Genomic DNA, 23,415 nt, shown 5'->3' on the forward strand with positions numbered 1-23,415 from the left:
TCCGGCTGGGCCGACGAAATCGCGCGCGCGGCCGAGGATCAGGCGGAGCGCGCCGCGGACATCGACACCGTGGCGGCCGAGACCAAGCCCGCCGCCCCCAAGCTGCCGAAGAAGCCGAAGCTGCCGGACACCAAGGCCGGCCGCTCCGCCCGCGGTACCTCGATGGGCGGCACCACCGATCCAAAGAAGCGCGCTGCCGCCGGGCTCAACCCGGTGGCCGGCATGGACATCAGCCTGGAAGACGCCTCGGCGCTGCCGGAAGGTGGCGTCACCGCGACCGTCGAGGCCCTGTCGCGCCTGATCTCCGAGGGCAACCCGCTGATCAAGAACGGCGAGGTCTGGATCCCCCACCGCCCTGCCCGGCCGGAGAAGTCGGAAGGCGGCGTGCCCTTCCGCATCCAGTCGCAGTTCGAGCCGGCGGGCGACCAGCCGACCGCCATCGCCGACCTCGTCTCCGGCATCAAGGAGCACGACCAGACGCAGGTGCTGCTCGGCGTCACCGGCTCCGGCAAGACCTTTACGGTCGCCAAGGTGATCGAGGCGACGCAGCGGCCGGCGCTGATCCTCGCGCCCAACAAGACGCTGGCCGCCCAGCTCTACGGTGAGTTCAAGAACTTCTTCCCGGACAATGCCGTCGAGTATTTCGTCTCCTACTACGACTACTACCAGCCCGAGGCCTACGTGCCGCGCTCGGACACCTTCATCGAGAAGGAGTCCTCGATCAACGAGCAGATCGACCGGATGCGCCATGCCGCCACCCGCTCGCTGCTGGAGCGCGACGACGTCATCATCGTCGCCTCGGTCTCCTGCATCTATGGTATCGGCTCGGTCGAAACCTACACGGCGATGACCTTCCAGATGGCGGTGGGCGACCGGCTCGACCAGCGCCAGCTGCTCGCCGACCTCGTCGCGCAGCAGTACAAGCGCCGCGACATGGATTTTCAGCGCGGTAGCTTCCGGGTTCGGGGCGACACGATCGAGATATTCCCGGCGCATCTGGAAGACCGTGCCTGGCGCATCTCGCTGTTCGGCGACGAGATCGAGAGCATCCAGGAATTCGACCCGCTGTCGGGCAACAAGACCGACGACCTGCAGAGCGTGAAGATCTACGCGTCCTCGCACTACGTCACGCCCCGGCCGACGCTGCAGCAGGCGGTGAAGTCGATCAAGATCGAGCTGCGCCAGCGGGTCGAGGAACTGACCAAGGCCGGCCGCCTGCTGGAGGCGCAGCGGCTTGAGCAGCGCGTCACCTTCGACGTCGAGATGATCGAGGCGACCGGCTCCTGCGCCGGCATCGAGAACTATTCGCGCTATCTCACCGGCCGCCAGCCCGGCCATCCGCCGCCGACGCTGTTCGAGTACCTGCCGGACAACGCGCTGGTGTTCATCGACGAGAGCCACGTCACCATCCCGCAGATCGGCGCGATGTACCGCGGCGACTTTCGGCGCAAGGCGACGCTCGCCGAATACGGCTTCCGGCTGCCCTCCTGCATGGACAACCGGCCGCTGCGCTTCGAGGAGTGGAACGCCATGCGGCCGCAGACCGTCGCGGTCTCCGCGACGCCCGGCGCCTGGGAGCTGGAAGATGCCGGCGGCGTCTTCGCCGAGCAGGTGATCCGCCCGACCGGCCTGACCGATCCGCCGATCGAGATCCGTCCCGCCCGCTCGCAGGTCGACGATCTCCTCGGCGAAATTCGCTCGACCGTTGCCAAGGGCTATCGCGTGCTCGTCACGGTGCTCACCAAGCGCATGGCCGAGGACCTCACCGAATACCTGCACGAGCATGGCGTCCGGGTGCGCTACATGCACTCCGATATTGAAACGCTGGAGCGGATCGAGATCATCCGCGACCTCCGGCTCGGGGCGTTTGACGTGCTGGTCGGCATCAACCTGCTGCGCGAGGGCCTCGACATCCCCGAATGCGGACTCGTCGCCATCCTCGACGCCGACAAGGAAGGCTTCCTGCGCTCGGAGACCTCGCTGATCCAGACCATCGGCCGCGCCGCGCGCAACGTCGACGGGAAGGTGATCCTCTACGCCGACAAGGTCACCGGCTCGATGGAGCGCGCGATCGCCGAGACCGACCGTCGCCGCGAGAAGCAAGTGGCGTACAACACGGAGCATGGCATCACGCCGGCCAGCGTAAAGGCGCAGATCGCCGACATCCTCGACTCGTATTACGAGAAGGACCATGTGCGCGTGCCCACCGGCGCACTCGCCGCCGAGGGCGCGATGGTCGGCAGCAACCTCAAGGCGCACCTCGATCACCTGCAGAAGGAAATGCGGGATGCTGCCGCCAACCTCGACTTCGAAACCGCCGCACGGCTGCGCGACGAGGTCAAGCGTCTGCAGGCGACGGAGCTCGCCATCGGCAACGACCCGCTCGCCCGCGATCTCGACCTCGAAGGCCCATCATCGGGACGCACCAAGCACGGCGGCAAGCTGAAGGGCCCGCAAGGACCGGCTTTGGCACCGGGCTCGGTCGGCACGTTCGAGCGCTCCGGTCCTTCGCTGATCAAGGCGGCGAAGGCCAAACAGGCGGCCGAGGCGGAAAAGCCGTCCTACTTCCAGAAACCGGACCTCGACAATATGGGTCCGGGCACCGACACGGCTGTGCCGCGCCGCGATGGCTTCCGCAAGAACAGCCTGGACGAGATGACCGTCGGTCGGACGGAGAAGCCGGTTCAGAAGGGCAAGCTGCCGGTGAAGCCGGTCGATCCCTCCGCCAAGCTGTCCGCGGCCGCCAAGCGCCTGATCGGCACCCAGGCCGCGCCGATGCAGGACAAGCCGCGCCCGGTCGACGATGGCGGCAACCCGGACGATCTCCGCCCGATCCGCCGCGAGCGCATCGGCATCGGCAGCCACGAGGACCCGGCACCACGCAAGGCAGGGCGCCGGACGGGCAAGACAGGCCGGCCGGGGCGGTAAAGCGACCGCGAAGCTCTCGCGGCGCTAAGCTTCAAGCGTTTCGGGATGCAAATTCCGACCTTCTCCCCTCCGGGGAGAAGGTCGCGGCAGCGGGATGAGGGGTTTTCTGCGCACCGTCCAGACGGACAGCCTTCAGCGACGCTCCCCCTCATCGCCCTGCTGGGCACTTCTCCCCGGAGGGGAGAAGGAGCAGCTTTTGCATCGCTGAAGATTTTTCGATGCGCCCTAGTCGTTACCCATCGGATTGCTTGTGGCCTCGGCACGCTCGCGCCAGGTATCGCCGGGGCGGATCGGCTTGTTGATCTCCGAGAGGCAGGCGGTCAGCGATAGTGCTGCGACGAGCAGGAGGACGGTATGCTTCATATTGTATCTCTCTTGGGGATCTAACGGTCGCTTCAGGAACAGTGGCGGCAGGCCGGTCCCCGAACAAGTCAGTTTCGCTCGAAAACCCAAGCCCCAGACGTGGAATGAGGGCCGGTCTGCCCGGCAAAACGACTTAGATCAGGTGACGCGGACGGGACTGCTGCGTCCCTTGCGGGAACGCTACGTTTGTGATGTCCGACGCGCCGGCTGACGTTACCGAGAGCGTCGGCCATCCCAGGTTACTTCACAACCGGGACACCGGAATCGTCAGACGTGTCCTGATCGAGAATGTCGTCGTTGGCCCCCGTGGTGCTCGGCGCGAGGGTTCCCTCACCGCCTACGCCGTTCTGCAGCCCGCCGGGTCCCTTCGGCTGACCGGCTTCGCTATCGGCAGCCGAGTCCGTCGCCGGGTCGAGGCCCACGCCTGGGAGGCCGGGCGCTGCCGGAATGCCGATCGGTGTTCCCTGCTGGGTCTCCGACACGCCCGCCGGCAGTGCGGGATCGGCGGTCTGGGCCAGCGCAGGACCGGCGAGGAGGACGGTGGAAACGAGAAGAAGGCTCAGGCGCATGGTACTCTCCGAAGAAGATCAGGATGGCTTCAGAGAGAGAACAGGCGAGCATCGGCCGGTGTTCCGCCGCGTCGAGGAGGCATGTCCCGGCAAGGCGTTCACATGCCGGAACATTTGCTGTCGTGGTTGCTAGCGCAGGTCCCCGACGAGCCCCCTGATCCGCCGTTCCGCCGAGACCTCGTCGCCGGAGGCGGACTTGCAGATGATGACGTTCATCGCGCCCTCCTTCATCCACAGCGCCATGGGCACCGAGAGCATGCCGGACGTGTAACGTTTCACGACGTGGCTCTCGTCGAGAGCGAGGTGAGCCGGGGCGGTGACCGTCCAGTTGGCGGGGCTGACCCGGGGATCGCCCGACAGCAAGGGGTCGAGCGCAACCAGCTTGGCGCCGGTCCAGGCCTCGATCTCCTTCCAGGGCATGCCCTTCGGCCGCAGCAGGTCCTTGGTCGGGACGACGCGTCCCTCGCCTTTCGGCGCGGTGGCATAGAGGCAGGCGAGGCCGCCCGGGGGACAGAGATCACCGCTGCAGTCGAAGCGGCGGCCGACCGCCATGGTCGCGTCCGCCGCCGGGCCGGCCGTCCAGCCGGGAAACATGTCCTGCGCTGCCGCGGGCCAGACCCCGACCGCCAGCGTCACCAGCAAAGCGACAACCCTCACCCCATCCCCCATCGTTCGCAACATCCCGGCACCATCGCCTCGCCGCGTTACCGGTGAAACCGTGCGGCCGCGTTTTGCCAAGGTGTACCTGCCGAACGTTGCGCCGCGCTGTCGCTGCAGCGCGGCAGGCAGAACCGGATCAGACGAGATAAGGGTTGGTCAGCCGTTCCTCGCCGAGCGTGCCGCCGGGGCCGTGGCCGCACATGAAGGCGACGTCGTCGCCGAGCGGCAGGACCTTGTCGCGGATCGAGGCGATCAGCGTCGCATGATCGCCGCCCGGCAGGTCGGTGCGGCCGATGGAGCCGCGGAACAGCACGTCGCCGGCGTGCAGGAAGCGGGCCACTTCGTGGAAGAAGACGACATGGCCGGGCGCGTGGCCGGGGCAGTGCAGCACGGCGAAGCGATGCTCGCCGAAGGAGACGCTATCACCGTCCTCGAGCCAGCGGTCGGGGGTGGCATTGCGCATGCCGCCGCCCGCGCCGAACATCTCCGCCTGCTTCTCGATGTTTTCCAGCAGCGGCTTGTCGGCCTGGTGCGGCCCGATGATGTCGACGCCGAGCGCCGTCTTCAGCGCCATCGCGCCGCCGGCATGGTCGAGATGGCCATGCGTCAGCCAGATCGCCTCGATGGTGACGCCGAGCTGCCGGACGGCGGCGACGATCTTCTCGACGTCGCCGCCGGGATCGACGACGACGCCGCGCTTCGACACGTCGTCGAAGAAAACGGCGCAGTTCTGCTGGAACGGCGTCACCGGCACGATCTGCACTGAAAGCCGGCCCGGGCCGGAGCCTGGCGCGGTGCCAGGCTCCATCGGGGTCTCGCTCATTCGGCCGCCGCGCGCTTCGGCTGCACCTCGGCGGCGTAGTCGGCGATCAGCTGCCGGCTGATGTCGCCGGGCGTGAAGCTGTAAGGGCCGACCTCGGACACCGGGGTCACTTCGGCCGCCGTCCCGCAGAGGAAGCACTCGCTGAAGCCTTCCATCTCCTCGGGCTGGATGTGGCGGGCCCGCACCTCGTAGCCGCGCCGCTTGGCGAGATCGATAACCGTGCGGCGGGTGATGCCGTCGAGGAAGCAGTCGGGATCCGGGGTGTGGATCACGCCGTCCTTGACGAAGAAGACGTTGGCGCCGGTGGCTTCCGCGACATGGCCGCGCCAATCCAGCATCAGCGCGTCGGCATAGCCCTTGGCCTCGGCCGCGTGCTTGGAGATGGTGCAGATCATGTAGAGGCCGCTCGCCTTCGCCTTCGACGGCGCGGTGCGCGGGTCGGGGCGACGGTATTCGGCGAGATCGAGGCGGATGCCCTTCATCTTCTGCTCGGGGTTGAAGTAGCTCGGCCACTGCCAGATGGCGATGGCGACGTTGATCTTGTTGTTCTGCGCCGAGACGCCCATCGACTCCGAGCCGCGCCAGGCGATCGGCCGCACATAGGCGTCCTCGAAGCCCTGCCGGTGCAGCAGCTCGATGCAGGCGGCGTCGATCTCGTCGGCGGTGTAGGGCACCTTGAAGCCGAGCAGCCGGCCGGACTCGATCAGCCGGTCGGTGTGCGCCCGCAGCTTGAAGATCTCGCCACCATAGGCGCGCTCGCCCTCGAAGACAGCGCTGGCATAGTGCAGACCATGGGTCAGCACGTGCACCTTGGCGTCGGCCCAAGGAACGAACTCGCCGTTGAACCAGATCTGGCCGTCCAACTGGTCGAAGGGAACTGTGCTCATGCCGCTCTCGGCGCCTCCCGGCGCCCTCCTCTCAACTCGATCGAATGCTGGTACCCCCGCGGATTCTTTCCGCTTTCGGGCGCCTCGTCAAATGACCTGTGGTCCGCATTCGGCAGAACCGCCGGCTTGCCATAGAGTGATCACGGGCGGCGTCCGGCTCCAGTCGCCGCTTCCCATGCGCCGTCGCTTCGGGTGGGAAGCCGACCTCTCGCGGTCGGCCTGTTCCCACGGCGGCGCATCGGTGTAACAATGGTGGGAATATACGTCAATGGTGCTGACCTAATTTGATGGATGCCAGCTTGCATGAACCCCGGGCGCAGGGCGGCCCTGCCGCGCCCCTCCCTTCAGACCCCGCCCCTTCCGACATCGTGACGGAGCCCCTCGCCACGACCGGAGATCTCGATTTCCGGATCATCGAACTGTTCTTCTTCGCCTACCGCGAATTCACCGCCGATGCCGACCTCGTTCTGGAACGCTACGGTTTCGGCCGGGCCCATCACCGGGTGCTGCACTTCGTTAACCGGTCCCCCGGCATGACCATCGCGGATCTTCTCGATCTGCTGCAGATCACCAAGCAGTCGCTGTCGCGGGTATTGCGCCAGTTGATCGACGGCGGTTTCGTCGAGCAGTTGCCTGGCGCCGAGGACCGGCGCCAGCGGCTGCTCTTTCCCACCAGCCGCGGCCGCGGCCTGACGCTGGAACTGTCGCGCGCGCAAGCGGAGCGCATCGAGGCCGCCCTGGCGGCACGCGGCATTGCCGATGCGACGTCGGTCACCACGTTCCTGATGGAAATGGCCGGAGACCACGGGGCGACGAAGTCGTGGTTCCGCAAGCAAGGCATCGAAGGAGGACCGGCGCATGGCCGAGGTTGAAACTGCGCCGACACCTGCCGCAGCACCGGCGGCGCCCTTTTTGGACGACGACGCCCCGCATCTGCTGATCGTCGACGACGACCGCCGCATCCGCCAGCTGCTGTCGCGCTTCCTGTCCGAGCGCGGCTTTCGCGTCTCCGTCGCGGCCGACGCCGCCGAGGCGCGCAAGATTTTGAAAGGGCTCGACTTCGACCTGCTGGTCGTCGACGTGATGATGCCCGGCGAGAGCGGGCTCGACCTCGTGCGCGGCTTCTCGGCGATCCGCGACACGCCGATCCTGATGCTGACCGCCCGCTCCGACACCGAGCAGCGCATCGAGGGACTGGAAGCCGGCGCCGACGACTACCTGACCAAGCCGTTCGACCCGCGCGAGCTGCTGCTGCGGATCAACAACATCCTGAAGCGCGGCGCACCGGTGCCGATCGTCAAGGTCGAGAACGTGCGTTTCGGGCCTTTCACGTTCTCGCTGACCCGCCGCGAGCTGAAGCGCGGCGTCGACATGATCCGGCTGACCGAGCGCGAGCAGGACATCATGGCGCAGTTCGCCACCAAGGCCGGCGAAACCATCCAGCGGCAGGAACTGCTCGGCGACGAGACCGAGGTCGGCGAGCGTACCGTCGACGTCCAGATCAACCGGCTGCGCCGCAAGATCGAGAGCGACCCTGCCAATCCGCTCTGGCTGCAGACCGTGCGCGGCATCGGCTACCGCCTGAACGTCGATTGACGTAAGGCTAGCCGCATGGCGCTTCTCGACACCCTCCGCACCCGCCTGCCGCGGCGCCCGTCGCTGCCGCTGGCGGTGCGCAAGCTTCTGCCGCAGCGCTTTTCCCTGCCAAGCCCGTGGCGGGGGCCCTTGCGGCACGTGCCGAAGTTCATCGGCCGCATCATGCCGAAGGGCCTCTATCCCCGCTCGCTGATCATCATCATCGCGCCGATGGTGCTGCTGCAGTCGGTGGTCGCCTTCGTCTTCATGGAGCGTCACTGGCAGCTAGTGACGCAGCGCCTGTCGACGGCGGTGGTGCGCGACATTGCCGGCGTCATAGACGTGATCGAGACCTATCCACAGGACCCGAATTTCACGGAGGTCACCCGCCTCGCCCGCGAAAAGCTCGATCTCAACATCGCCGTACTGCCGCTGGAGCCCCTGCCGGCGCCGGCGCCAAAGCCCTTCTTCAACATTCTCGACGGCATCCTGTCGGAGGAGATCACCGATCAGATCAACCGTCCGTTCTGGATCGACACGGTGGGGGCGTCGAGGCTCGTCGAGATCCGCATCCTTCTGAAGGACCACGTCCTCCGGGTCTTCGCACGGCGCAACTCGGCCTATGCCTCCAACACCCACATCTTCCTCCTCTGGATGGTCGGCACGTCGCTGGTGCTGATGCTGATAGCCATCCTCTTCCTGCGCAACCAGATCCGGCCGATCGAGGCGCTGGCCGAAGCCGCCGACGGCTTTGGCCGGGGCCAGCCGATGCCGACGCATTTTCGCCTGCGCGGCGCCTCCGAGGTCCGGCGGGCCTCGCTCGCCTTCGTCCAGATGCGCGACCGCATCGAACGCCAGATCGAGCAGCGCACGCAGATGCTGAACGGCGTCAGCCATGATCTGAGGACCATCCTCACCCGCTTCCGGCTGCAGCTGGCGCTGTTCGGCGAGGGCGAGGACCAGAAGGAGCTGAACGACGACATCGACGAGATGCAGCGCATGCTCGAGGGCTATCTCGCCTTCGCCAAGGGCGAGCAAGGCGAGGACGTCGCCGAGTTCGACCTCGAGGCCGCCTTCGCCAGGTTCGAGGCCGAGGGCCGGCTGAAGAACCGCAAGGTCTCGACCGAAGTCATCGGCGATCCCCGCATCATGGTCCGGCCCGGCTCGTTCACGCGGCTGATCGGCAACCTCGTCCTCAATGCCATGCGGCACGCCGGCAGCGTGCGCATCCTCGCCAAGCACGAGGGGCGCTGGCTGACGGTGACGGTCGAGGACGACGGCCCCGGCATTCCCGCGGACATGCGCGACGAGGTCTTCAAGCCCTTCGTGCGGCTCGACACCGCCCGCAACATCGACGCCGGCGGCACCGGCCTTGGCCTAGCCATCGCCCGCGACATCGCCCGCAGCCATGGCGGCGACATCCTTCTGTCGGACAGCGCGATGGGCGGGCTGAGGGCGATGATCCGGGTACCGGCTTAGGCGTTGGCAGCGGGCGAGGTCGGGGCGTATGCTCCTGACGATTACGACCGGGATATCCTAGCGTCGTCATTACGCAGCAGGGATTAACCGATACGAGTTCGAGGGATCAAATGACCATCATTGAGACCGCCTCAGCCCAAAACAGTCTCGCTGAACTGCTGGAGCGCGTCAGTTCGGGCGAAGACATCGTCCTTGCTTCCGATGGTGTGCCACGAGCACGGTTGGTACCGATTGCACCGCAGGGGTCGATCAGTCGTCGCAAACTCGGTGGACTGGCAGGCCAAGGGATCGTTCCAGACGATTTCGACGGTCCGCTGCCCGACGAAATCATAGCATTGTTTGAAGGCCGCTGATGCGGCTTCTCCTCGACACCCATATCCTTCTATGGACACTCTTCCAGCCGGATCGTTTAAGCCAAAGCACGCATCAGCATTTATCGGATCCCAGCAATACCGTATATTTCAGTGCCGCCAGCATTTGGGAAATATCGATAAAGCAGTCGATCGGCCGTCTGAACTTCGTCGCAACTCCTGCTCAGATCCTGGAGGCATCCATTGCGGCGAACTTGATCGAGCGACCTATCACCGCCGCCGTGACACTGCGAACCACAGATCTGCCCCTGCATCACAAGGATCCCTTCGATCGCCTCCTGATCGCCCAGGCCATCGAGTTGCCGAGCGCCTTGTGCACAGTGGATCGGGCCATGGACCTGTACAAAGATCTTGTCGAACTCGTCTGATCAGAACAGCCGCCCACCATTCGGCACGGTGTGCCCCGGCGCCAGCAGGACGACTTCGCCGGCCTCGTCCGGCAGTCCCAGCGTCAGCACCTCCGAGCGCATCGGGCCGATCTGGCGGGGCGGGAAGTTGACCACGGCGATCACCTGGCGGCCGACCAGCTCTTCCGGGGTGTAGTGGACGGTGATCTGCGCCGAGGATTTCTTTACGCCGATCTCGGGACCGAAATCGATCTTGAGGATGATCGCCGGCTTGCGGGCTTTCGGGAAAGGCTCGGCCTCGACGATCGTGCCGACGCGGATGTGGACCTTCAGGAAATCGTCGTAGCTGATCTCCGGCGCCGGGGCGGCCGCGTGCTCCGTCATCTCAATCCCTCGACAGTTCGCGCGCGCGATCGCGGGCGGCGGCGACGGCCGCGGTCATCAGCGGCCCGAGCCCGTCCGGCGCCATCAGCACCTCCAGCGCCGCCTGCGTGGTACCGTTCGGCGAGGTCACGTTGCGGCGCAGCTGGTCCGGCGCTTCGTCGGACCGGATCATCAGCTCGCCGGCACCGGCGACGGTATGGCGGGCGAGCTTCATCGCAAGATCCGGCGCGAGCCCCGCCGCAACGCCGGCGGCGGCAAGGGTTTCCGCGAGATGGAAGACGTAGGCCGGACCGCTGCCCGACACCGCCGTCACCGCGTCGATGTCGCCTTCGTCATCCAGCCAGACGACCGGACCGCTCGCCGACAGCAGCGCATCGGCCTTTTCGCGCAGCGCTTGCGTGACCGCGTGATTGGCGACGGCGCCAGTAATGCCGCGGCCGATGATCGCCGGCGTGTTGGGCATGGCGCGCACGACCGGCAGGTCGCCGACGAGGCCGGCGATGAAGCCGAGCGTCTTGCCGGCGGCCACCGAGATCACCAGCGTATCCGGTGCCAGCGCCGGCTTCAGCGAGGCGAGCGCCTCGGCCATGACCTGCGGCTTGACCGCCACCAGCACCACGTCGAAGGCCTCCTGGGGGACGGACTTCTCCCAGCGGAGAGCGCCCGATGCGATCAGCGCCTGCAGCGCGGTGCCCGGCGACGGATCGACGACGAGGATATCCTCGCCGGAGATGCCATTCTCGACCCAGCCGCGCACCATGGCGCCGCCCATGTTGCCGCCCCCGACGAGCAGGATCCGGCCGAAAGCCGAGCTGAACGCCGTCATGCGTTGCCCACCGTCTCGAACATGCTGCAGGACAGCGCCTCGTCGGCATCCTTGGAGGCCCAGACGACGAACTGGAACGCCTGATAGAAGCGCTCGCAGTTCTCGAGCGCGCAGGTCAGCAGGCGCTCGGCCTGCTGACTGGTCGGATCCGCACCGCCCGACAGCAGCAGAGCGTGGCGGAACATCACCGCGCCCTCCTTCGGCCAGAGGTCGAAATGCCCGATCAGCAACTGCTCGTTGATCCGGGCGAGCAGGCGGAGCACCTCGACCTGGCGATGCTCCGGCACCTTCAGATCGAATGCGCAGCCGAGATGCAGTGCCTCATAGCTCGGCATCCAGGAGAAGGAGACGGAATACTCCGTCCAGAGCCCGGCAACCGAGACGGCGATCTCGTCGTCGCAGGGACGCTCGAACACCCAGTCCCGGTTCGATGCGACCAGCTCGATCACGTCGACCGGATTGAACTGGCGCTCGGCCCCTTCGAAATTCATCCCCACACCTGCACCCCGATCCCGATTCATGACGAGGGGCGATTCCGGCCGCACCGGATCGCCCCGTCGATGACGCCGGACCCGAGCGGATCCAGCGCTGGCCGGCCCGCCGCGGTGCGGCGAATCAACCTTATGAATCAGTGTATAGGCCGGGATTCCGGTGTCGTAGGGGGTTAACGGATTATTAAGGATTTTAACGAAAGACGCCGCCCGCAGGCGGCGTCACCGAGGACCTAACCGACTCCCGCCAAAGGACTTTCGAGTCCGGCGGGGTCGGGGGACAAGCTGTGGAGAGGCTGTGGATAACAGCCCGCCGCCCGTCAGACGGCGCTGTCGGTGCCGGAGAAGGGCGACGGCGTGCGCGCCTCGAGATCGGCCAGCCGCTTCTTCAGCGCCTCGTTCTCCAGCCGGGCCTTCGCCGCCATGTCGCGCACGGCCTCGAATTCTTCGCGCTGCACCAGGTCCATCTGGTTGATCAGCCGCTCGCCTTGCGTGCGAAACGCCGTCTCGACCTCGCGGCGCACGCCTTGTGCAGCGCCCGCGGCATCGGTCATAAGCCGGGCGAATTCGTCCAGCATTCGGTTCGGGCCCTTGGGGGTCATGGCGCGTCTCCGGTTCGATTGTTCCTGATCTGGAGGTAGGCGTGCGGCAGGGGCTTGGCAATGCCGCAGGCCCTTCGCGCCGCAGAGATCGCCGCGCAGCCTGCGGCAACGGGCGAGAGCGGGGATGCCTTGACCCGCGCAAGACCCGCAGCCAAGGTCGCGCCGCCTGCCGACCCGTCGTCGGCCCCGGAGTGCCTTTGCCTTGAATCCTGCCCTCTCCACGCTCGGCGTGCTCGCCTATCCCAACATCGACCCGGTCTTCCTGTCGCTCGGGCCGATCCAGTTGCGCTGGTACGGGCTGGCCTATGTTGCCGGCATCCTCTGCGGCTGGCTTTACGGGCGCGCCCTCGTTGGCAATCCGAAACTCTGGGCGAATGGCGTTGCGCCGATTACCAAGCTGCAGATCGACGACTTCATCCTCTGGATCACCGGCGGCATCATCCTCGGCGGGCGCATCGGCTCGATCCTGTTCTATGATTTCCACCGCTACAGCGTCGATCCTTGGGCCATGGTGCGGATCTGGGAAGGCGGCATGTCCTTCCATGGCGGCCTGATCGGCGTCGTCATCGCCATCGCCATCTTCACCTGGCGGCAGAAGATCCCGCTGTGGAGCCTGATCGACGTGACGGCGGCCTCGGTGCCTTTCGGCCTGCTGTTCGGGCGGCTCGCCAATTTCATCAATTCCGAGCTCTGGGGCGCCCCGACCAATGTCGCCTGGGCCTTCGTCTTCCCGACCGGCGGGCCAGAACCGCGCCATCCGAGCCAGCTCTACGAAGGCCTGCTCGAAGGCGTCTTGCTCTGGCTGGTGCTCCGCCTGATGACCCATCACTTCAAGCTGCTGCGCAAGCCGCGCTTCGTCGGCGCAGTGTTCATCGGCGGCTATGGCCTTGCCCGCATCTTCGTCGAATTCTTCCGGGTTCCCGACATCCAGCTCGGCTATCTCCTCGGCACGTCCTGGCTGACCATGGGCATGGTCCTGTCGCTGCCGATGCTCGCCGTCTCGCTCTGGGGCATGGCGACGGCCAAGGACACGGTCTACGCGCCGCCGGCAAAGGTCGCCTGACGCGATGGCGACCGCGCTGCAAGGCATCATTGCCGAGACGATCCGGCGGGAAGGACCGATCGGCATCGACCGCTACTGGGACCTCGCGCTGTTCCACCGCGAGCATGGCTACTACACCAGCCGAGAGCCCTTCGGCGCCGGCGGCGACTTCGTCACGGCGCCCGATGTCAGCCAGATGTTCGGCGAGCTGATCGGCGCCTGGCTGGTCGCGGCCTGGCAGGGGCTCGGCCGCCCCTCCCCGTTCGTGCTCGCCGAGATCGGGCCGGGCCGCGGGACGCTGATGGCGGACATCCTGCGCACCGTCCGCAAGATCGACATCGCCTTCCTCAAGGCAGCACGGATCGCTCTGGTCGAGACGTCGGACCGCCTGCAGCAGGTTCAGGCCAAAAGGTTGGAAGGTTTCGACCTGCCGATCCGCCATGTCCGCCGGCTCGCCGATGTCGATGCGCTGCCGCTGCTGCTCGTCGCCAACGAACTCTTCGACGCGGTGGCGATCCGCCAGTTCGTCCGCGGCGACGGCGTCTGGCACGAGATCGTCGTCGAACTCTCCGGAGACGCCGCCCTCGGCTTCGCCTTGCGGCGAGCGCCGGACGACGTGGAACTCAGCTTCCCCCCGGGGCTGCCGCCGGCCGAGCCCGGCACCACGCTCGAAACCTCGCCGCAGCGCGACGCCATCGCCGACGCGATTGCCGGACGGCTCGCCGCGCACGGCGGCGCGGCCCTGATGATCGACTACGGTCACGCGGCGAGCGCCTATGGCAACACGCTGCAGGCGATGCGGGAGCATGGCTTCGCCGACCCGCTGGAGAGCCCCGGTGAGGTCGACATCACCAGCCATGTCGACTTCCAGGCGCTGTCCGCCCGATTCGCGCGCGCTGGCCTCGTCGTCGCCCCGGTCATCGGACAGGGAGATTTCCTGATCCAGCTGGGCCTCGGCGAACGCGCGGCGCAGCTCGGACGCGGCCGTGGCGAGGCCGAACAGGCGACGATCATGGCCGCGGCACACCGCCTGTGCGGCCTCGGCGAGGACGAGATGGGCGCCCTGTTCAAGGTGCTCGCCGTCGCCTCGGTGCCGTTGGCGCTCCCGCCCTTAGCCGCCTGACGCCGTCCGCGCCGTCCGATTGACTTCCCCGAGAGCCTCCACCACGATCCCGCGCCATGTCAGATGATCGCCTCAAAGACGCCTCGCACCTCCGCAATTCGGACGTGGTGACGGCCCCGCAGCTTGCCGACGGCAAGGGAATTCGCCACGCCTTCTTCACCCGCCGCGGCGGTGTGTCGACGGATATCTATGCCGGCCTGAACATGGGGATCGGCTCAAAGGACGATCCGGACGCCGTGCACGAGAACCGCGCCCGCGGGGCGCATTTTCTCGGGCTGACGGGTCCCGACCTCGTGACGCCCTGGCAGGTGCATTCGGCGACCGCCATCGTCGTCAGCGAGCCGTTCAGCGGCGAGAGGGCGAAAGCGGACGCGATCGTCACCCGCACCCCCGGGATCGCCATCGGCGTCGTCGCCGCCGACTGCGGCCCCATCCTCTTCGCCGATGCGGCCGCCGGTGTCGTCGGCGCCGCCCATGCCGGCTGGCGCGGCGCGGCAGGCGGCGTCCTGGAGGCGACGATCGCCGCAATGGAGGAATGCGGCGCGACCCGGGCGGGCATCACCGCGGTCCTTGGCCCGACGATCACGCAGAAGAATTACGAGGTCGGCGCCGATATGCTGGATGCCGTGCTCGCCGACCATCCGGACGCCAGTCCGTTCTTTGCGAAGGGCACCGCCCCGGAAAAGCGGCAGTTCGACCTGCCCGGCTTCATCCTCGCCAAGCTCGCGAAAGCCGGCGTCGCCGGTAGTTTCGTCGGCCACTGCACCTACGCGGAAGAAGACCTCTTCTTTTCCTTCCGGCGGACGACACATCGTGGCGAGACCGATTACGGCCGCCAGCTCGCCGCCATCGCCATCGCCATCGACCGATAGGGCTCTTCCCATGCTGCACTTCTCGCGCGACGAATTCGACGCCCGCCGCGACCGCCTGGTCATGGAGATGGCCGAGCGAAAGATCGACGCCCTGCTGCTGTTCGCGCAGGAATCGATGTACTGGCTGACCGGCTACGATACGTTCGGCTTCTGCTTCTTCCAGTGCCTCGTCGTGAAGGCGGACGGCGAGATGCGGCTGCTGACCCGCTCGGCCGACCTTCGGCAGGCGAAGCACACCTCGATCCTCGACAACGTCTCGGTCTGGCGCGATCGCGGCGCGGCCGATCCGGCGATCGATCTCAGGGACATGCTCGACGATATGGGGCTTCTCGGCGCCAAGATCGGCGTCGAATGGGCGACGCACGGGCTGACGGCCGCCAATGGCCGACTGGTCGAGGCCAAGCTCGGCTCCTTCGCCGCGCTGAAGGATGCCTCCGACCTCGTCTCCAGCCTCCGGGTTCTCAAGAGCCCGGCGGAGATCGCCTATGTCCGCGAGGCCGCCGCAATGGCCGACGACGCGTTCGAGGCCATGCTGCGGCTCGTCAGGCCCGGCGCGAACGAGGCGCAACTGCTGGAGACGCTGCAGGGATCGATCTTCGCCGCCGGCGGTGACTATCCCGCCAATCCCTTCATCATCGGCTCCGGGCCCGATGCCCTGCTGTGCCGCTACAAGGCCGGTCGACGCGCCCTGGACGCAGAGGACCAGCTGACCGTCGAATGGGCGGGCGTGAAGGCGCAATACCATGCCGCCGTGATGCGCACCGTGGTGGTGGGCGAGCCGACGGCGCGCCATCGCGAGCTTTTCGCCGCCGCGAGCGAGGCGCTGGCGGCCGTCGAGGAGGCGATGCGCCCCGGCAAGACTTTTGGCGACGTCTTCGACGCGCATGCCGGCGTGATGGAAGCGCATGATCTCGTCCGCCACCGGCTGAGCGCGTGCGGCTACTCGCTCGGCGCGCGCTATGCCCCGTCCTGGATGGAGCAGCAGATGTTCGTGTCCGGCAATGCCGAGCAGATCCAGCCGGGGATGACGCTGTTCGCCCACATGATCATCATGGATTCCGACACCGGCACCGCCATGACCCTCGGCCGCACCTACCTGACCACCACCGAGGCGCCCGAACCGCTGTCGCGGCTGCCGATCGAAATGACCGTCGTTTCCTAGAAACCCGTGCATCCGGGATGAATGGTCCTGCAACACTCTGTCTTCCTGGATCGGAAGCAGCCTTTTCGGTGGGGTGAGCACACCCCGTCTTTGGTTTTTTCCAAAACCCGCAAGTCCCAGCAGAGCGGCGTTCGGGCTGCTTCGCGCCCACCTCTGAGACGCGCAGCGGGGAGGGCAGCGGCCGACAGTTCAGGTTTTGTTACCGAAATCTTTCTATAGCCATCTCTACCGGAACCGGACGACAAGGAAGGACGGGCATGAGATTGAACTTGGCCTGGCTCGCCATCCTGCTGGGGCCGTTTGGCCTTGCCAGCTGTTCGGCCAGCGATCCCGGCATGGGAATGACACCGCCTAGCCCGATCGCGGGCTCGCGTGCCTCCCCTGTCACCCAGGACCTCTCGCCGGCACCGGTGCAGCCAGGGCCGACCTTTGCCGCGGCCCCCACGGGCGCCACCCAGTCCGGCCCGATCCAGTTCCTGCCGCTCGTCGGCGCGCCCGAGGCCAAGGTCGCGATGTTGTCGCAGGCGCTGGGACAGGCCGCCGCCGCCAATGGCATCGCTCTGTCACCGGCGGACGGGCCGGTCGCGCCGCAGCGACTGAAAGGCTATCTCTCGGTGCTGACCGAAGGGCGCGAGACCGTGGTGATCTACGTCTGGGACGTCGTCGATCCGCAAGGCATAAGGCTCAACCGCATCCAGGGCCAGCAGCGCGTTTCGGCGAGCAGCAGCACCGATCCCTGGTCGGTCGTCGATGCGGCAGCGCTCCAGGCGATCGCCGCGACGACGATGCGAGAATTCCACAGCAGCGCGCCGACCCCAGGCTGATTTCCCGGGCGCGGCGTATTTACCGCACTGCACAGTTATTGGGGCGATATCGTCTTTTGCCCTTCTCTCTGGTTTGACTCTTCAACGGTAGTCGTTAATGAGCCGGCCCAGACAGCAGCGAATTTAACGTCCTGACGACCGCCCACGACACCAGCCGCCGGCGGTCTGGTCCTCATGATTGTGACAGGCAAGCGACGATGAAACTCTTTGTCGGCAATTCCAATCGTCAGCTCGCCGAAGCCATCGGCAAGTACCTGGAACTGCCTCTCGGGCAAGCCTCCGTCCGCCGCTTCGCGGACCAGGAAATCTTCGTCGAGATCCAGGAGAACGTCCGCGGCGAGGACTGTTTCATCATCCAGTCGACCTCCTACCCCGCCAACGACCATCTGATGGAACTCCTGATCATGACGGATGCGCTGAAGCGGGCCTCCGCCAAGCGCATCACCGCCGTCCTGCCCTATTTCGGCTACGCCCGGCAGGACCGGAAAGCGGGAGGGCGCACGCCGATCTCGGCCAAGCTCGTCGCCAACCTGATCACCGAAGCCGGCGCCGACCGCGTCATGACGCTCGACCTGCATGCCGGACAGATCCAGGGCTTTTTCGATATCCCGACCGACAACCTCTTCGCCATTCCGCTGATGGCGCGCGACATCAAGGAACACCAGGACCTGTCGAACACCGTCGTGGTGTCGCCGGACGTCGGCGGCGTAGTCCGCGCCCGCTCGCTGGCGAAGCGCATCGACGCGCAGCTGGCGATCGTCGATAAGCGCCGCGAGCGGCCGGGCGAGTCCGAGGTGATGAACGTCATCGGTGACGTCGCCGGCCACGACTGCATCTTGATCGACGACATCATCGATTCCGGCGGCACGCTCTGCAACGCCGCGGAAGCCCTGCTGCGGATCGGCGCCAAGAGCGTGAAAGCCTACATTACCCACGGCGTCCTGTCGGGCGGTGCCGTCGCCCGCATCACCGCCTCGATGCTGCAGGAACTGGTGATCACGGATTCGATCCAGCCCACCGCGGCCATCCGCAACGCTCCGAACATCCGCGTGGTGACGACGGCCAACCTCCTCGGCGAAGCCATTGCCCGCACCACGACGGAACAGTCGGTTTCCAGCCTCTTCGATTGACCGCTTAGGGCAAAACCGCCTCTTTCACGCGTCATCGCACCCTTGATGGTTGCACGGCTCACTGAGTGTCCCTAAGATCATGGCTCTGGGAGACGACGGTGAGAAATACTGATGTTCTGGACTGACAGTCAGGTAACCCTTTTGATTACCCTCTGGAACCAGGGCAAGACTCCGGCCCAGATTGCGATCCGTTTCCCTTCGCTCGGTCACGATACCGTGCTCGAGAAGATCCAGCTGATGCAGCTGAGACGCCCGGCACGCCATGCTGCCGCCGCGCCGCCGAGAAGAGTTTTCAAGGCATCTGCGGTCTCTGCGCTCGGTCATTCGCCACGCTACAAGATGGCTCTGACGGGGCAGGCCAAGCGGCGGGTGGAGCAGCAGGTCGAGAGGATCGCCAAGGCCGAACTGGCGGCGGGCCGTGACCAGGTCGCCTACGCCCGCAAAGTCAGGCACCTCACCGCGCTGATGTCGCTGGACAGGGATCTGTTTCCCAAAAGCGATGCGCGAGCGGGAACCCGTCATGAGCTTTCGGACAACCGCTTCTCCCGGCAGTTTACCGCGGCTTAAGGCTTTTGTCCGCTGATGGCGGCATTAGCAGTCGGGGTCAGGCGGGCGATTGCCGTCGACGGACCCACTTGAAATATTCAGGCCTGCATGACCGTCGTCGCCGCCTATGTCTATGCCGAGGGAAAGCGGGTTCGGCCGGTCGAACTTGAAACGACCGCGGATCTGGTGCTGGCAGCCGGCGAGTTTGTCTGGATCGGCATCGTCGATCCGACGGATGTGGAACTGCAGCAGCTTCAGCGTCACTTCCGCCTTCATCCCCTCGCCGTTCAGAGCGCGCACAAGGCCTATGTGCTGCCGAAGCTCGAAGTCTACGACGAGGAGTTGTTCATCGTCGCCCGCACAGCGGCGCTGAACGGGCAGACCATCGCCTACGGCAAGACGGCGATCCTCGTCGGCGATACGCACATCATCACCATGCGGTCCGGGTCGATGCGCGATCACACCGAGCTTCGCGCCCGGCTGGAAGCCTCGCCGCATCTGTTGAAGCACGGCGTCGACTACGTGCTGCACGGCGTGCTCGACTTCGTGGTCGACGGCTACCTGCCGATCGTCGAGGCGATCGAAGACGATATCGCGGAAATGGAACGGCGGGCGCTGGATGCCTTTCTCACGCGGACCGAGGTCGCGCGCATCTTCTCCCTGCGGCGCGAACTGATCCGCTTTCGCCGTATCATGGGCCCGACGGAAGAAGTGCTGAGCCGGCTCGGCCACATCGACGTCGACTGCATCGACGACGCAGCGCGGCCCTATTTTCGCGACGTGCTGAACCGGGTGCGGCGCATCGCCAGCATGATCGAGGGCCTGCGGGAAATCCTGTCCTCGGTGCTGGAGGCGGCAAGCCTTCTCGAACAGCAGCGGCAAGGCGCCATCACAAGGCAGCTCGCCGCCTGGGCCGCCATCCTGGCGGTTCCGACCGCCATTGCCGGCATCTACGGCATGAATTTCCAGAACATGCCCGAGCTCACCTGGAAATACGGGTATCATCTGACGGTGGCGGTGATCGCGGGGGCGGCGGGCTATCTCTACTTCCGGTTCAAGCGCTCGGGCTGGCTGTAGCCTCGAGGAGCCCGCCGCGGCCGTACCGCCGCTGGTCGCCTTGCCCCTCCCCTGCCCTTGCGCTATAGAGCGCACGTCCGCGCGGACACCCTTGGAGGCAGCGCGGAGTTAAGCGGCCTTGGCCGCTTTTCGTCGTTTCGGTCCCGTTTCGGGATACCGGTTCGATAACCTCTGAATGAACACGAAGGAAACAGCCATGAGCGAGACCTACACGGTCAAGGCCGAGGCGCGCGAGAAGGTCGGCAAGGGGGCCGCCAGACATCTTCGCCGCAACGGACTAGTGCCCGCCGTCATCTACGGCGACAAGCAAGCCCCGATGCCGATCACCATTCCCTACAAGGAAACCTTCCTGAAGCTCCACGCCGGCGGCTTCAAGACGACGGTCATCACGATCGACGTCGGAGGTCAGAAAATCCGCGTCCTGCCGAAGGACTACCAGCTCGACCCGGTCAAGGACTTCCTGACCCATGTCGACTTCCTGCGCGTCTCCAGCCGCACGGTCGTCGCGGTCGAGATCCCCGTGCACTTCGAGAACGAAGATGCCGCCCCGGGCATCAAGGCTCAGGACGGAACGCTGAACGTCGCGCACCACACCGTCTCCGTGCATTGCCCGGCCGAAGAGATCCCGGAGGCCTTCACGGTCGACCTGACCGGTCTCGAGATCGGCGATGCGGTCCACGCGTCCGACCTGAAGCTCCCGAACGGCGTCACACTCGACAACGAGGAAGACTTCGTCATCGCCACCATCGTGCCGCCGATGGCGGAAGAGGTCGACGAGATCGAGGAAGCCCCGGAGACGGAAGTCACCGAGCAGGGCGACGAAGCCGAGACCGACGAGAAGTAAGTCTCGACTGTTCGAACGACGACAAGGGAGGCCGGGCGCATGCTGCTCATCGCAGGATTGGGCAATCCCGGCCCCCAATATGCCGGACATCGGCACAATATCGGCTTCATGGCGCTCGACGCCATCCAGCGCGATCCTTCGTTCCGGCCGTGGACCAAGAAGTTCAAGGGCGAGTTTTCCGAAGGCCAGATCGGCACCGAAAAGGTGCTGCTCCTGAAGCCCCTCACCTTCATGAACGATTCCGGCGCCTCGCTCGCCGCCGCGGCGAGCTTCTACAAGCTCGGGCCCGGCCAGATCATCGTCATCCACGACGAGCTCGACCTCGCTCCCGGCAAGGTGCGGGTGAAGACCGGCGGCGGCAATGGCGGGCATAACGGTCTGCGCTCGATCGATGCGCATCTGGGCAGCAAGGATTACCGCCGCGTCCGCCTCGGCATCGGCCATCCCGGTTCCAAGGAGCGGGTGCACGGCCATGTCCTCTCCGACTTCCACAAGGTCGACCGCGACTGGCTCGAGCCGCTGATTGACGCGGTCGCCCGCCAGGTCGGCTTGCTGGTGGACGGCGACGATGCCCTGTTCATGAACCGCATCGCCATGGGGCTTTCCTCGGACGAGCCGCCCTCGGCCCGCGGCTCGGCAAACGGCGCAGCAGCAAAAGCCGGGCCGAAGCCGGCGGCGGCGCCGGCAGCACAGAGCCATATTCGCCAGGCACGGGCCGCAGAACCGGCCAAGCCGCCGGCGAGCGGCGCGATGGCGGACATGCTGAAGCGGCTGTTCGGCAAGGAATAGACGACTTTCGCGCCGGACGCTCGATGGGCGCTGCCTTTCCGGTCGTCATCCTCGGGGCCCTAGCCACGGGGACCCATGCCAGCATCTTGAAGGATCAAAGGCGCGGTCGGCCGGTACCGTAGCGAAGGTGAAGCAGTTCGCGGCATGGGTCCCCGCGCTGCGCGCGAGGATGACGAACTTGAAACGCGGGCGATAGACCCGGCCCAAAAGCCCCGCCAAATCCGTTCCCACATTGACCCCCACCCGCTGACGCTGCAAACAGCAGGCCAGCCCCATTTCTTTCCGCGGACGCGGAAAACGACACTAGAGGATACGGAACCCATGGGTTTCAGATGCGGTATTGTCGGCCTGCCGAACGTCGGCAAGTCCACGCTGTTCAACGCGCTCACCAAGACGGCGGCGGCGCAGGCGGCCAATTATCCGTTCTGCACGATCGAGCCGAACACCGGCGATGTCGGCGTGCCCGATCCGCGCATGGCGGTCATCGCCAAGATCGGCAAGTCGGCGCAGATCGTGCCGACGCGCATCACCTTCGTCGACATCGCCGGCCTCGTGCGCGGCGCCTCGAAGGGTGAAGGCCTCGGCAACCAGTTCCTCGCCAACATCCGCGAGGTCGATGCCATCGTCCACGTGCTCCGCTGCTTCGTCGACGACGACATCACCCATGTCGAGGGCAAGATCGACCCCGTCGCCGACGCAGACACGGTCGAGACCGAGCTGATGCTCTCCGACCTCGAGAGCCTCGAGCGCCGCATCGTCGGCATCCGCAAGCGCGCCTCGACCAAGGACAAGGAATCGCTGGCAATGATGCCGGTGATGGAAGCTGCCCTGACCAAGCTGAATGCCGGCGAGCCGGTCCGCGTGCTGCTGAAGGGCATGCCGGCGGACGAGCTGGCGATCCTGCAGGGGCTGAACCTTCTGACCTCGAAGCCGGTGCTCTACGTCTGCAACGTCGCCGAGGCGGATGCGGCGACCGGCAATGCCTATTCCGAGGCCGTCGCCGAAATGGCCAAGCGCCAGGGCGCCGGCAGCGTCATCATCTCGGCCGCGATCGAATCCGAGATCGCCCAGCTGCCCGAAGCCGACGTGCCGGAATACATGGAAGCGGTCGGCCTGACCGAGCCCGGCCTCGACCGGTTGATCCGTGCCGGCTACGACCTGCTCAGCCTCATCACCTACTTCACCGTCGGGCCGAAAGAGACGCGGGCCTGGACGATCGACCGTGGCACCAAGGCGCCGCAGGCCGCCGGCGTCATCCACACCGACTTCGAGAAGGGCTTCATCCGCGCCCAGACCATCGCCTACAACGACTTCGTCGCGCTCGGCGGTGAAGTCGCCGCCAAGGAGGCCGGCAAGGCACGGGACGAAGGCAAGGAATACGTCGTCCAGGACGGCGACATCCTGATGTTCAAGTTCAACAACTGATCCCTCCGACTTCCTCGCCGCAAGATCAGGCCCCGTCCCGTCAGGCTACCCCGAGCCCTACGGTGGCAGGGCCTTTCTTTGTCAGGTAACCACCGGACTGAAGACCTCGTCGCCTCGGCGGGTTGCTGGCGGGCAACAGCATGTGCCCGCGGGAGTCGGGGCGATACCGACACAACGTTAGGTAACTATTATAAGCTGATTGTCATACTGCCTCACACGGTGGCGCCGGTCGCCGTTCGCGCAGCGCGTGCACGCGCCCCGTCATGTCTCCGCGTG

26 protein-coding genes are annotated in these 23,415 nt (G+C 66.2%); 17 read left to right on the top strand and 9 right to left on the bottom strand.

What is annotated here, in order from left to right:
* Positions 1 to 60 precede the first annotated feature (60 nt).
* On the top strand, positions 61 to 2,928 hold the full coding sequence (uvrB, locus tag ACZL02_RS14045) for an excinuclease ABC subunit UvrB (protein WP_472938095.1): 2,868 nt from the start codon (positions 61 to 63) through the stop codon (positions 2,926 to 2,928).
* 225 nt (positions 2,929 to 3,153) lie between these two features.
* Here the strand turns inward: uvrB and ACZL02_RS14050 are convergent, their stop codons facing one another.
* The 5 genes from ACZL02_RS14050 to ACZL02_RS14070 form a co-directional block, all read right to left on the bottom strand.
* Positions 3,154 to 3,291 carry a hypothetical protein gene (locus tag ACZL02_RS14050; RefSeq protein ID WP_472932958.1) on the bottom strand — a complete coding sequence of 46 codons (138 nt, stop codon included), beginning with the start codon at positions 3,289 to 3,291 and terminating at the stop codon, positions 3,154 to 3,156.
* A 239-nt stretch (positions 3,292 to 3,530) separates the two neighbouring features.
* Positions 3,531 to 3,860, bottom strand: coding sequence for a hypothetical protein (locus ACZL02_RS14055; RefSeq protein WP_472936873.1), 330 nt, complete (start codon positions 3,858 to 3,860; stop codon positions 3,531 to 3,533).
* A gap of 129 nt (positions 3,861 to 3,989) precedes the next feature.
* Complete coding sequence (locus ACZL02_RS14060; RefSeq protein ID WP_472936872.1) at positions 3,990 to 4,517, bottom strand: hypothetical protein; 528 nt, start codon at positions 4,515 to 4,517, stop codon at positions 3,990 to 3,992.
* Positions 4,518 to 4,656: 139 nt separating this feature from the next.
* Positions 4,657 to 5,343, bottom strand: coding sequence for an MBL fold metallo-hydrolase (locus ACZL02_RS14065; protein WP_472936871.1), 687 nt, complete (start codon positions 5,341 to 5,343; stop codon positions 4,657 to 4,659).
* The gene (locus ACZL02_RS14070; protein WP_472936870.1) at positions 5,340 to 6,230 is read right to left on the bottom strand and encodes a branched-chain amino acid aminotransferase; all 891 of its coding nucleotides are present in this window, start codon (positions 6,228 to 6,230) and stop codon (positions 5,340 to 5,342) included. The genes ACZL02_RS14065 and ACZL02_RS14070 overlap by 4 nt, the downstream gene beginning before the upstream one ends.
* Positions 6,231 to 6,517: 287 nt before the next feature.
* Between ACZL02_RS14070 and ACZL02_RS14075 the strand changes: the two genes are divergently transcribed.
* The 5 genes from ACZL02_RS14075 (at position 6,518) to ACZL02_RS14095 (ending at position 10,023) form a co-directional block, all read left to right on the top strand.
* Positions 6,518 to 7,102: a MarR family winged helix-turn-helix transcriptional regulator gene (locus tag ACZL02_RS14075; RefSeq protein WP_472936869.1), complete on the top strand. Its 585-nt coding sequence runs from the start codon at positions 6,518 to 6,520 to the stop codon at positions 7,100 to 7,102.
* The gene (locus ACZL02_RS14080) at positions 7,089 to 7,826 is read left to right on the top strand and encodes a response regulator (protein ID WP_472936868.1); all 738 of its coding nucleotides are present in this window, start codon (positions 7,089 to 7,091) and stop codon (positions 7,824 to 7,826) included. The genes ACZL02_RS14075 and ACZL02_RS14080 overlap by 14 nt, the downstream gene beginning before the upstream one ends.
* 162 nt (positions 7,827 to 7,988) lie before the next feature.
* Positions 7,989 to 9,284: an ATP-binding protein gene (locus tag ACZL02_RS14085; RefSeq protein WP_472938094.1), complete on the top strand. Its 1,296-nt coding sequence runs from the start codon at positions 7,989 to 7,991 to the stop codon at positions 9,282 to 9,284.
* Between the two features lie 110 nt (positions 9,285 to 9,394).
* Positions 9,395 to 9,637, top strand: a complete 243-nt coding sequence (locus ACZL02_RS14090; RefSeq protein ID WP_472936867.1) for a type II toxin-antitoxin system Phd/YefM family antitoxin — start codon at positions 9,395 to 9,397, stop codon at positions 9,635 to 9,637.
* Complete coding sequence (locus ACZL02_RS14095; RefSeq protein WP_472936866.1) at positions 9,637 to 10,023, top strand: type II toxin-antitoxin system VapC family toxin; 387 nt, start codon at positions 9,637 to 9,639, stop codon at positions 10,021 to 10,023. The genes ACZL02_RS14090 and ACZL02_RS14095 overlap by 1 nt, the downstream gene beginning before the upstream one ends.
* On the opposite strand, the gene ACZL02_RS14100 is transcribed toward ACZL02_RS14095, so the two are convergent.
* From ACZL02_RS14100 to ACZL02_RS14115, 4 genes are all read right to left on the bottom strand, one after another.
* Positions 10,024 to 10,386, bottom strand: a complete 363-nt coding sequence (locus ACZL02_RS14100; RefSeq protein WP_472936865.1) for a tRNA-binding protein — start codon at positions 10,384 to 10,386, stop codon at positions 10,024 to 10,026.
* A 1-nt stretch (position 10,387) separates the two neighbouring features.
* On the bottom strand, positions 10,388 to 11,212 hold the full coding sequence (gene proC / locus ACZL02_RS14105) for a pyrroline-5-carboxylate reductase (protein WP_472936864.1): 825 nt from the start codon (positions 11,210 to 11,212) through the stop codon (positions 10,388 to 10,390).
* Entirely contained in the window at positions 11,209 to 11,703 is a 495-nt protein-coding gene (locus ACZL02_RS14110) for a type III secretion system chaperone family protein (RefSeq protein WP_472932972.1), read from the bottom strand. Before ACZL02_RS14110 ends, proC begins: the two co-directional genes overlap by 4 nt.
* Positions 11,704 to 12,023: 320 nt before the next feature.
* Positions 12,024 to 12,305, bottom strand: a complete 282-nt coding sequence (locus ACZL02_RS14115; RefSeq protein WP_472936863.1) for an accessory factor UbiK family protein — start codon at positions 12,303 to 12,305, stop codon at positions 12,024 to 12,026.
* 202 nt (positions 12,306 to 12,507) lie between these two features.
* Here ACZL02_RS14115 and lgt point away from each other — a divergent pair, with 202 nt between their 5' ends.
* The 11 genes from lgt to ychF all read left to right on the top strand — a co-directional run bounded on the left by lgt (position 12,508) and on the right by ychF (position 23,139).
* Positions 12,508 to 13,368, top strand: a complete 861-nt coding sequence (gene lgt, locus ACZL02_RS14120; RefSeq protein WP_472936862.1) for a prolipoprotein diacylglyceryl transferase — start codon at positions 12,508 to 12,510, stop codon at positions 13,366 to 13,368.
* Between the two features lie 4 nt (positions 13,369 to 13,372).
* On the top strand, positions 13,373 to 14,470 hold the full coding sequence (locus ACZL02_RS14125) for a class I SAM-dependent methyltransferase (RefSeq protein ID WP_472936861.1): 1,098 nt from the start codon (positions 13,373 to 13,375) through the stop codon (positions 14,468 to 14,470).
* 56 nt (positions 14,471 to 14,526) lie between these two features.
* Positions 14,527 to 15,342, top strand: a complete 816-nt coding sequence (pgeF, locus tag ACZL02_RS14130; protein ID WP_472936860.1) for a peptidoglycan editing factor PgeF — start codon at positions 14,527 to 14,529, stop codon at positions 15,340 to 15,342.
* 10 nt (positions 15,343 to 15,352) lie between these two features.
* Positions 15,353 to 16,504, top strand: a complete 1,152-nt coding sequence (locus ACZL02_RS14135) for a M24 family metallopeptidase (protein ID WP_472936859.1) — start codon at positions 15,353 to 15,355, stop codon at positions 16,502 to 16,504.
* Between the two features lie 257 nt (positions 16,505 to 16,761).
* Positions 16,762 to 17,328: a hypothetical protein gene (locus ACZL02_RS14140; RefSeq protein ID WP_472936858.1), complete on the top strand. Its 567-nt coding sequence runs from the start codon at positions 16,762 to 16,764 to the stop codon at positions 17,326 to 17,328.
* 197 nt (positions 17,329 to 17,525) lie between these two features.
* A complete protein-coding gene (locus ACZL02_RS14145) occupies positions 17,526 to 18,458 on the top strand; it encodes a ribose-phosphate pyrophosphokinase (RefSeq protein WP_472936857.1) in 933 nt (310 codons plus the stop codon).
* Between the two features lie 111 nt (positions 18,459 to 18,569).
* Positions 18,570 to 19,025 carry a hypothetical protein gene (locus ACZL02_RS14150; protein WP_472936856.1) on the top strand — a complete coding sequence of 152 codons (456 nt, stop codon included), beginning with the start codon at positions 18,570 to 18,572 and terminating at the stop codon, positions 19,023 to 19,025.
* An 87-nt stretch (positions 19,026 to 19,112) separates the two neighbouring features.
* Positions 19,113 to 20,081, top strand: coding sequence for a magnesium/cobalt transporter CorA (gene corA / locus ACZL02_RS14155; RefSeq protein WP_472936855.1), 969 nt, complete (start codon positions 19,113 to 19,115; stop codon positions 20,079 to 20,081).
* A 196-nt stretch (positions 20,082 to 20,277) separates the two neighbouring features.
* On the top strand, positions 20,278 to 20,925 hold the full coding sequence (locus ACZL02_RS14160) for a 50S ribosomal protein L25/general stress protein Ctc (RefSeq protein ID WP_472936854.1): 648 nt from the start codon (positions 20,278 to 20,280) through the stop codon (positions 20,923 to 20,925).
* 39 nt (positions 20,926 to 20,964) lie between these two features.
* Positions 20,965 to 21,714, top strand: coding sequence for an aminoacyl-tRNA hydrolase (gene pth / locus ACZL02_RS14165; protein WP_472936853.1), 750 nt, complete (start codon positions 20,965 to 20,967; stop codon positions 21,712 to 21,714).
* Between the two features lie 321 nt (positions 21,715 to 22,035).
* Positions 22,036 to 23,139, top strand: coding sequence for a redox-regulated ATPase YchF (ychF, locus tag ACZL02_RS14170; protein ID WP_472936852.1), 1,104 nt, complete (start codon positions 22,036 to 22,038; stop codon positions 23,137 to 23,139).
* The last annotated feature ends 276 nt before the right edge of the window (positions 23,140 to 23,415 follow it).

Source organism: Mesocryomonas fontinalis (assembly GCF_055730125.2).

Coding starts and splice junctions, on each gene's coding strand:
- ACZL02_RS14050 (WP_472932958.1), bottom strand. CDS start 3,291: ATGAAGCATACCGTCCTCCTGCTCGTCGCAGCACTATCGCTGACCGCC.
- ACZL02_RS14055 (WP_472936873.1), bottom strand. CDS start 3,860: ATGCGCCTGAGCCTTCTTCTCGTTTCCACCGTCCTCCTCGCCGGTCCT.
- ACZL02_RS14065 (WP_472936871.1), bottom strand. CDS start 5,343: ATGAGCGAGACCCCGATGGAGCCTGGCACCGCGCCAGGCTCCGGCCCG.
- ACZL02_RS14070 (WP_472936870.1), bottom strand. CDS start 6,230: ATGAGCACAGTTCCCTTCGACCAGTTGGACGGCCAGATCTGGTTCAAC.
- ACZL02_RS14075 (WP_472936869.1), top strand. CDS start 6,518: ATGGATGCCAGCTTGCATGAACCCCGGGCGCAGGGCGGCCCTGCCGCG.
- ACZL02_RS14080 (WP_472936868.1), top strand. CDS start 7,089: ATGGCCGAGGTTGAAACTGCGCCGACACCTGCCGCAGCACCGGCGGCG.
- ACZL02_RS14085 (WP_472938094.1), top strand. CDS start 7,989: ATGCCGAAGGGCCTCTATCCCCGCTCGCTGATCATCATCATCGCGCCG.
- ACZL02_RS14090 (WP_472936867.1), top strand. CDS start 9,395: ATGACCATCATTGAGACCGCCTCAGCCCAAAACAGTCTCGCTGAACTG.
- ACZL02_RS14095 (WP_472936866.1), top strand. CDS start 9,637: ATGCGGCTTCTCCTCGACACCCATATCCTTCTATGGACACTCTTCCAG.
- ACZL02_RS14100 (WP_472936865.1), bottom strand. CDS start 10,386: ATGACGGAGCACGCGGCCGCCCCGGCGCCGGAGATCAGCTACGACGAT.
- proC (WP_472936864.1), bottom strand. CDS start 11,212: ATGACGGCGTTCAGCTCGGCTTTCGGCCGGATCCTGCTCGTCGGGGGC.
- ACZL02_RS14110 (WP_472932972.1), bottom strand. CDS start 11,703: ATGAATTTCGAAGGGGCCGAGCGCCAGTTCAATCCGGTCGACGTGATC.
- ACZL02_RS14115 (WP_472936863.1), bottom strand. CDS start 12,305: ATGACCCCCAAGGGCCCGAACCGAATGCTGGACGAATTCGCCCGGCTT.
- ACZL02_RS14125 (WP_472936861.1), top strand. CDS start 13,373: ATGGCGACCGCGCTGCAAGGCATCATTGCCGAGACGATCCGGCGGGAA.
- pgeF (WP_472936860.1), top strand. CDS start 14,527: ATGTCAGATGATCGCCTCAAAGACGCCTCGCACCTCCGCAATTCGGAC.
- ACZL02_RS14135 (WP_472936859.1), top strand. CDS start 15,353: ATGCTGCACTTCTCGCGCGACGAATTCGACGCCCGCCGCGACCGCCTG.
- ACZL02_RS14140 (WP_472936858.1), top strand. CDS start 16,762: ATGAGATTGAACTTGGCCTGGCTCGCCATCCTGCTGGGGCCGTTTGGC.
- ACZL02_RS14145 (WP_472936857.1), top strand. CDS start 17,526: ATGAAACTCTTTGTCGGCAATTCCAATCGTCAGCTCGCCGAAGCCATC.
- ACZL02_RS14150 (WP_472936856.1), top strand. CDS start 18,570: ATGTTCTGGACTGACAGTCAGGTAACCCTTTTGATTACCCTCTGGAAC.
- corA (WP_472936855.1), top strand. CDS start 19,113: ATGACCGTCGTCGCCGCCTATGTCTATGCCGAGGGAAAGCGGGTTCGG.
- ACZL02_RS14160 (WP_472936854.1), top strand. CDS start 20,278: ATGAGCGAGACCTACACGGTCAAGGCCGAGGCGCGCGAGAAGGTCGGC.
- pth (WP_472936853.1), top strand. CDS start 20,965: ATGCTGCTCATCGCAGGATTGGGCAATCCCGGCCCCCAATATGCCGGA.
- ychF (WP_472936852.1), top strand. CDS start 22,036: ATGGGTTTCAGATGCGGTATTGTCGGCCTGCCGAACGTCGGCAAGTCC.